Annotated in this window: 9 protein-coding genes and 1 pseudogene; all 10 read left to right on the top strand. The window is 46.0% G+C overall.

Translation table 11 applies throughout. The annotated features are described in order from the left end of the window. A partial coding sequence (locus CAG69_RS20170; protein ID WP_161445883.1) for a chemotaxis protein CheW occupies positions 1-987 on the top strand: 987 nt, incomplete at its 5' end. 35 nt (positions 988-1,022) lie between these two features. Beyond that, positions 1,023-1,517 carry a chemotaxis protein CheW gene (locus tag CAG69_RS20165; protein WP_005380507.1) on the top strand — a complete coding sequence of 165 codons (495 nt, stop codon included), beginning with the start codon at positions 1,023-1,025 and terminating at the stop codon, positions 1,515-1,517. A gap of 14 nt (positions 1,518-1,531) precedes the next feature. Further along, positions 1,532-2,026, top strand: coding sequence for a DUF2802 domain-containing protein (locus CAG69_RS20160; RefSeq protein WP_041853027.1), 495 nt, complete (start codon positions 1,532-1,534; stop codon positions 2,024-2,026). 286 nt (positions 2,027-2,312) lie between these two features. Next, positions 2,313-2,930 carry a cytochrome c biogenesis heme-transporting ATPase CcmA gene (gene ccmA / locus CAG69_RS20155; RefSeq protein ID WP_012841536.1) on the top strand — a complete coding sequence of 206 codons (618 nt, stop codon included), beginning with the start codon at positions 2,313-2,315 and terminating at the stop codon, positions 2,928-2,930. 1 nt (position 2,931) lies between these two features. After that, entirely contained in the window at positions 2,932-3,600 is a 669-nt protein-coding gene (gene ccmB, locus CAG69_RS20150; protein WP_161445881.1) for a heme exporter protein CcmB, read from the top strand. Positions 3,601-3,709: 109 nt separating this feature from the next. Further along, positions 3,710-4,453 (top strand): heme ABC transporter permease, encoded by a 744-nt coding sequence (locus tag CAG69_RS20145; protein WP_005394301.1) that lies wholly within the window; start codon positions 3,710-3,712, stop codon positions 4,451-4,453. Positions 4,454-4,464: 11 nt separating this feature from the next. After that, complete coding sequence (gene ccmD / locus CAG69_RS20140) at positions 4,465-4,671, top strand: heme exporter protein CcmD (RefSeq protein ID WP_005380515.1); 207 nt, start codon at positions 4,465-4,467, stop codon at positions 4,669-4,671. Beyond that, positions 4,668-5,153 (top strand): cytochrome c maturation protein CcmE, encoded by a 486-nt coding sequence (gene ccmE, locus CAG69_RS20135; protein ID WP_005380516.1) that lies wholly within the window; start codon positions 4,668-4,670, stop codon positions 5,151-5,153. The genes ccmD and ccmE overlap by 4 nt, the downstream gene beginning before the upstream one ends. Then, positions 5,150-7,126: a heme lyase CcmF/NrfE family subunit gene (locus CAG69_RS20130; RefSeq protein WP_161445879.1), complete on the top strand. Its 1,977-nt coding sequence runs from the start codon at positions 5,150-5,152 to the stop codon at positions 7,124-7,126. Before ccmE ends, CAG69_RS20130 begins: the two co-directional genes overlap by 4 nt. A 1-nt stretch (position 7,127) precedes the next feature. After that, positions 7,128-7,216, top strand: a pseudogene (locus CAG69_RS20125) (DsbE family thiol:disulfide interchange protein); the annotation flags it as partial.

Here is a 7,216-nt window from a genome sequence, read left to right as displayed (position 1 = left end):
GAGCCAGAGCCAGAGCCAGAGCCAGAGCCAGAGCCAGAGCCAGAGCCAGAGCCAGAGCCAGAGCCAGAGCCAGAGCCAGAGCCAGAGCCAGAGCCAGAGCCAGAGCCAGAGCCAGAGCCAGAATTGCAGTTTCAATACTCGGAGCCGGAAACTTACCAGTTTCAAGAAGCGTACCCGCCAGAATTGGAAGCCCCAAACCTGGAAGATGTGCAAAGGTTATTAAGTCAGCTTGAAGCAAGCAACCCTGTAGCCGAGTTAGATATTGATAGTATTCTTGAACAAAATACGATTGATATTGCAGCAGAAATAAAAGCGGCCGAGCCAGACGTACAAACCGTTAGTGAGGCGCCCGAGTTACAAACAGTTGAAGAGATACAAGACTGGGTGATTGATGCGCCAGTTTTTGAGGAAACTCAGCCAGAACTGGTTGAACCTCAATCGGTGATTGAGCATGATGTCAATATAGAATCGAACGTTGATACCGAGCTCGAGACACAAACAGGTTCCGAAATACCAACTGACTGGGAAAGCACGAAGCGAAGTGAAGATTTTCAAGTGCTTTACTTTGATGTGAATGATGTCACGTTTGCCGTACCGCTTGATGAGTTAGGTGGTATTCATCGCATCAGCGAGCTTAACCATTTAATAGGAAAGCCCGCCTGGTATTTGGGGCTACAAACAAATCGTGAGCAACAGTTTGATGTCGTCGATACCGCGAAATGGGTGATGGCAGATAAGCTTCGCGATGACAGTTACAAAGATAATTACCAATACGTTGTCATGCTTGGAGAGAGCATGTGGGGGCTGGCCAGTAACCAACTAATGGGGACGGAAACGCTCAATATCGACAAGGTTCGCTGGCGTGAACAGGCGGGTAAGCGCCCTTGGCTAGCGGGCATGGTAAAAGAAAAAATGTGCGCCTTAATTCATGTCCAGGCGCTCATTGACATGCTAAACGCCGGTTTAGATGTCAAATCACTGAATTAGATTTAAGTCGGGAACGACATTAACGAGGATTAACTATGTCTCAAGCTTTTGAAGTAGAAGTGAAGAAAGATGCATCGAATGACGAAGTTCTTCAGTGGGTGACGTTCCAGCTAGAAGAAGAAACGTACGGCATCAACGTAATGCAAGTTCGTGAAGTACTTCGTTATACTGAAATTGCACCCGTTCCAGGTGCGCCAGATTATGTTCTGGGTATCATCAACCTGCGTGGTAACGTGGTTACTGTTATCGACACGCGTTCGCGTTTCGGCCTGATGGAAGGCGAAGTTACAGATAATACTCGTATTATTGTGATCGAGTCAGAGCGTCAAGTGATTGGTATCTTGGTAGATAGTGTGGCAGAAGTGGTTTACCTACGTTCTTCTGAAATTGACACGACGCCTTCTGTTGGTACTGATGAAAGCGCGAAGTTCATCCAAGGTGTGAGCAACCGTGACGGCAAGCTTCTTATCCTTGTGGATTTGAACAAGCTCCTAACGGATGACGAATGGGACGAGATGGCTCACCTATAATGGGCTGAATAATGATGGCTGAAGAGACTCTTTTATCTGTTCCATTCCTTGCGGGTGGCGTCGCTTTTATCGTGTTGGTGTTGGTTGTTTTGCAACTGCGCATTCGCTCGGGGTTGCAAAAGCAAGTAGACCAGCAACGAGCACAGTCTCGACATGTAGATAAAGAAGTACAAAAGTTGAGTAAGCAGTTACTCGAAGTGCGTTCGGTTGTCGTTGGTCTTGGACAAAAAGTAACGGAACAACAAGACATTATTCAGCACCTAAACGAGAGAATTCGTGAACTCGAGCACGCTGATACTGATGGTCGCTTGTACAGTCGAGCTTCTAAAATGGTACAGCTTGGTGCAGATATCAATGAGCTCATTGAAGAGTGTGAACTGCCAAAAGCTGAAGCGGAATTGATGCTTTCACTACAGAAAAAACTGGCGGGAAAAGAGAAAATTCCACCACTAAGCGGTCAGCCATCAGATGATGCAGAATACCCGGCGCGTGGACGTCGTCGACGCTAAAGGTTTTAAAGCGATAAAAAGAGGCGATAAGCCTCTTTTTTTGTGTTCGGTTACTAATTATCTTTTTGCAATACAGCCCTAGATTACCTTAAGCTCTTTTCATTCTTAGCACTCGCTCCCCAAGTTAAAATGAGAGCTTATAACTACGTATAGTTAATTTTATTAAAGTGTGACGATTAATTAACAAAAATACATGAACTTACATACATCCCAGCCCTCTTATCCTGTTTTGTCATAACTAAGCTGTGCTAATATAGCGCTTCGTTCATTTTTTAGTTGAAGCTCTATGTTAGAAGTATCTAACCTGACAGCGATCCGTGATGAGAGGGTCCTGTTTGAAAACCTGCAGTTTGAAATTAAGCCTGGTGAATTGGTCCAGATAGAAGGGCGCAATGGTACTGGCAAAACTACGTTACTACGTATTGTGACAGGTTTAGGTGATAGAGAAGAAGGCATCATTAAGTGGAAAGGAGAAGAGGTTGAAAAATCTCGTGATGTTTTCCATCAAGATCTGCTGTTCTTAGGGCATCAAACTGGAGTGAAACGAGAGCTTACCGCACTAGAAAACTTACGTTTTTACCAATCTATTCAAAATAACCGCTCTTCTGACGAAGAAATCTTCACTGCTTTAACTCAAGTTGGTTTGGCCGGGCGAGAAGATGTGCCTGTAGCACAGCTTTCCGCAGGTCAGCAACGACGAGTGGCACTAGCAAGGTTATGGCTCAGTAAGCAAATTTTATGGATTTTAGATGAACCGTTGACCGCCATCGATAAGCAAGGCGTCAAAGTGCTTGAATCTTTGTTCGCAAGTCACGCTGATAATGGCGGTATTGTCGTGTTGACGACGCATCAAGATATGTTTTCGGACAGCCCGAAACTTAGAAAAATAAAGTTGGGTGATTGATATGATTCCATCTATGACCAACATCATTCGCCGCGAGCTATTGATAGCATTTCGCCGTCAGGCAGACATTCTGAACCCGCTTTGGTTCTTTATTATTGTTATTACTCTGTTTCCTCTTAGTATCGGCCCTGAACCAAATTTGTTAGCACGTATTGCAGCGGGCATTGTTTGGGTTGCCGCATTGCTATCCGCCTTATTATCATTAGAGCGTCTATTTCGTGATGATTTTCAAGACGGTGCATTGGAACAAATGATGCTAATGCCGATTCCATTGCAACTTGTAGTGGTTTCAAAGGTCATAGCACATTGGTTGTTAACAGGGTTACCTCTGATCCTAATTAGCCCATTATTGGCGGTTTTACTTTCGCTCGATTTCAATACTTGGCTATCTGTTGTACTAACCTTGATGATCGGTACACCGACACTAAGTTTTATTGGAGCTATTGGTGTGGCTTTGACGGTTGGGTTGCAAAAGGGTGGCGTTCTTTTGAGTTTGCTCATTCTTCCGCTCTACATCCCAATTTTGATTTTCGCAACATCAGCAATTGATGCCGCCGCGCTTGGTATGGCGTATAACGGTCAACTAGCAATTTTAGGTGCGATGCTAATGGGAGCAATGACATTAACGCCTTTTGCCATTAGTGCCGCATTGAGAGTTAGTGTTAACTAACTCAATAAAGTGCCAATGAAGCGGCGCTTGATCAAAGAATTATTATTAAAGCACTGCTACGGTCTCAACCCTTTAGACAGTGTCCCTGAAGTAAGAGTGAGAACAAAACATGTGGAAATGGCTACATCCTTATGCCAAGCCAGAAACAGCTTACCGTTTGAGTGGTAAGTTTCTGCCTTGGTTTTCTGTATTGGCCCTCGTATGCTTATCGGTTGGTACGGTTTGGGGGCTTGCATTTGCGCCTTCAGATTACCAACAAGGTGACAGTTTCCGAATTATCTACATTCACGTCCCATCAGCTATTTGGTCTATGGGCGTTTATATGTCGATGGCGATTGCGGCATTTATTGGCTTAGTATGGCAAGTACGTCTATCTGATATGGCGGCACTTGCGATGGCGCCGATTGGTGCGGTATTTACCTTTATTGCTCTACTTACTGGTGCCGTTTGGGGTAAGCCAATGTGGGGCACTTGGTGGGTATGGGATGCCCGTCTTACTTCAGAATTGATTCTTCTATTTCTCTATCTTGGTGTTATTGCGCTTTATCACGCGTTTGACGATCAAAAAACAGCCGCAAAAGCGGCGGGTATTTTAGCGATCGTAGGCGTAGTAAACCTACCTATCATTCACTTTTCCGTAGAATGGTGGAACACGCTTCACCAAGGCGCGACGATCACGAAATTTGAACAACCTTCTATTTCATCCGACATGCTTTGGCCGTTATTGCTAAACATCTTTGGCTTTGCGTTCTTCTTTGGTGCCGTGACGATGGTCCGTTTCCGTAACGAAATCATCAGTAAAGAAAGTCACCGCCCTTGGGTGCGCAAACTCGCAACAGAACAAACTCAGTGAGGTAATTGATTATGCATTTTGAATCTCTGAGCGACTTTTTTGCCATGGGTGGCTACGCATCATACGTATGGAGTGCGTTTGGTATTACTTTCTTATCCATGCTGATTCTTCTGATCACTAGCCTTCGCCGCGGTGATGCATTATTGAAAGAAGTGAAAGCAAAAATTGACCGTCAAGCTCGTATCGACGCAGCGAAGAACATGGAGAACACCTTATGAATCCGAGACGTAAAAAGAGGCTAGGTATCGTACTAGCGATCTTTATCGGTATTAGTGCCACCATTGGTTTGATACTTTATGCGCTTAACCAAAATATGGACCTTTTCTACACTCCTACGGAATTGGTTAATGGTAAGCCAGATGGCACCAAGCCAGAAGTAGGCCAGCGTCTGCGTATTGGTGGTATGGTGGTTGTGGGCTCGGTTCGTCGAGATCCTAATTCTTTGAAAGTGAGTTTTGACCTGCACGATGTCGGTCCTAAAGTGACGATTACTTATGACGGTATTCTTCCTGACTTGTTCCGTGAAGGGCAGGGTATTGTAGCTCAAGGTGTGCTGAAAGATGCCACGACGGTTGAGGCATTTGAGGTCCTAGCGAAGCACGATGAAGAATACATGCCACCAGAAATTGCAGAAGCGATGAAGAAAACGCATGAACCGCTTCAATACAGCACCGAACAGAAACAAGGAAGCGGCCAATGATTGCTGAAATCGGTCACTTTGCTCTCATTCTTTCGCTTGCAATGGCAGTACTGCTGAGCGTATTGCCATTGTGGGGAGCATCGAATAATAACACCATGCTCATGAACACAGCGCGACCGCTATCTTGGTCTATGTTCCTGATGCTGTTGTTCTCTTTCGCCATTTTATGTTGGGGATTTTATACCAACGACTTCACGTTACAGTATGTAGCGAGCAACTCGAATAGTCAGCTTCCTTGGTACTACCGTTTAACCGCAGTATGGGGGGCACACGAAGGTTCACTGTTGCTATGGGTTTTAATCCAAGCTGCTTGGACTGTCGCTGTAGCGACATTCAGTCGTGGTATGCCGCAAGAGTCGGTTGCACGTGTACTTGCCGTAATGGGCATGATCTCAGTGGGTTTCCTACTGTTTATCATCCTAACGTCAAACCCATTCCTACGTACGTTACCGTTCTTCCCGGTTGACGGACGTGATTTGAACCCTCTGCTTCAAGACCCAGGTTTGATTGTTCACCCTCCAATGCTTTACATGGGCTACGTTGGTTTCTCGGTTGCCTTCTCCTTTGCGATCGCATCCCTAATGACCGGACGCCTTGATACGGCTTGGGCTCGTTGGTCTCGTCCTTGGACAACCGCTGCATGGGTATTTTTAACACTCGGTATCGCACTAGGCTCTTGGTGGGCTTACTACGAACTTGGCTGGGGTGGCTGGTGGTTCTGGGATCCAGTAGAAAACGCATCATTCATGCCTTGGTTAGCGGGTACCGCATTAATGCACTCTCTTGCCGTGACAGAAAAACGCGGCACATTTAAAGCGTGGACGGTACTATTGGCAATCTCTGCATTTTCGTTGAGTTTGTTGGGCACATTCTTAGTCCGTTCCGGTATTTTAGTATCGGTGCACGCGTTCGCGTCTGACCCGTCGCGCGGTATGTTTATTCTAGGCTTCCTCGTTTTCGTTATCGGCGGCTCTTTATTGCTGTTTGCCGTGAAAGGGGCGGCAGTGCGTGTACGAGGTAACTTCGACTTAGTCTCTCGTGAAAACGCGCTCTTAGCCAACAACGTATTACTTATCGCTGCACTTGTTGTGGTGTTAGTGGGGACACTGTTGCCGCTCGTACATAAGCAGCTTGGTTTGGGGTCGGTTTCTATCGGTGCGCCATTCTTCGACATGCTGTTTGCGTGGTTGATGATGCCATTTGCTTTCCTACTTGGTATTGGTCCACTTATCCGTTGGAAGCGAGACAATTTATCTAAACTTGTGAAACCAATGCTCGTTTCAGGTGTGCTTGCTTTTGCTTTGGCCGCGGTATGCGTATACCTGTTTGCCGACTTCTTCTCAACCATGGCTTACATTGGCTGGGTAATGGCGATTTGGATTATTGCAATGCATGGCTTTGAACTATATGAGCGTGCAACGCACCGTCATGGCTTTAGTGAAGGCGTTCGCAAGCTGCAGCGTAGCCATTGGGCGATGATGTTGGGTCATGTTGGTCTGGCGGTATCTGTTATCGGTATTGCGATGGTACAGAACTACAGCATCGAGCGTGATGTACGTTTAGCACCTGGCGAACACTTCCAAATTCAAGGTTATGATTTCTACTTCTCAGGCCTGCGTGATAAAGATGGTCCAAACTACGATGGCTACATCGCGGATTTTGAGATCACACATGATGGCAAATACGTGAATACGCTTCACGCTGAGAAGCGCTTCTACCGTACGGCTAAGTCTATGATGACCGAAGCAGCCATTGACCGTGGTATTAGCCGCGACCTATACATTGCAATGGGTGAACGTTTAGACGACAACCGATCTTGGGCTGTTCGTATTTACTATAAACCGTTCGTTCGTTGGATTTGGGCTGGCTCTTTGATTATGGCATTAGGCGGCGCACTAGCGATTTCTGATAAACGCTACCGCTTCCGTAAATCGCCGAAGAAAAACGCGAAGTCAAAAGAGCAGGAGGCATAACATGAATAAGAAAATCTTATTTATTCCGCTCGTCGCTTTCATGATTTTGGCGGGCATTTTCGCAACCCAGTTAATGCGCAACCAAGAGGG

It is taken from the genome of Vibrio sp. V43_P6S15P86 (genome assembly GCF_009904725.1).
GTDB lineage: Bacteria > Pseudomonadota > Gammaproteobacteria > Enterobacterales > Vibrionaceae > Vibrio > Vibrio diabolicus.
The sequence above is the reverse complement of the archived record's forward strand: the minus strand, read 5'-3'. Positions and strand labels throughout refer to the sequence as shown.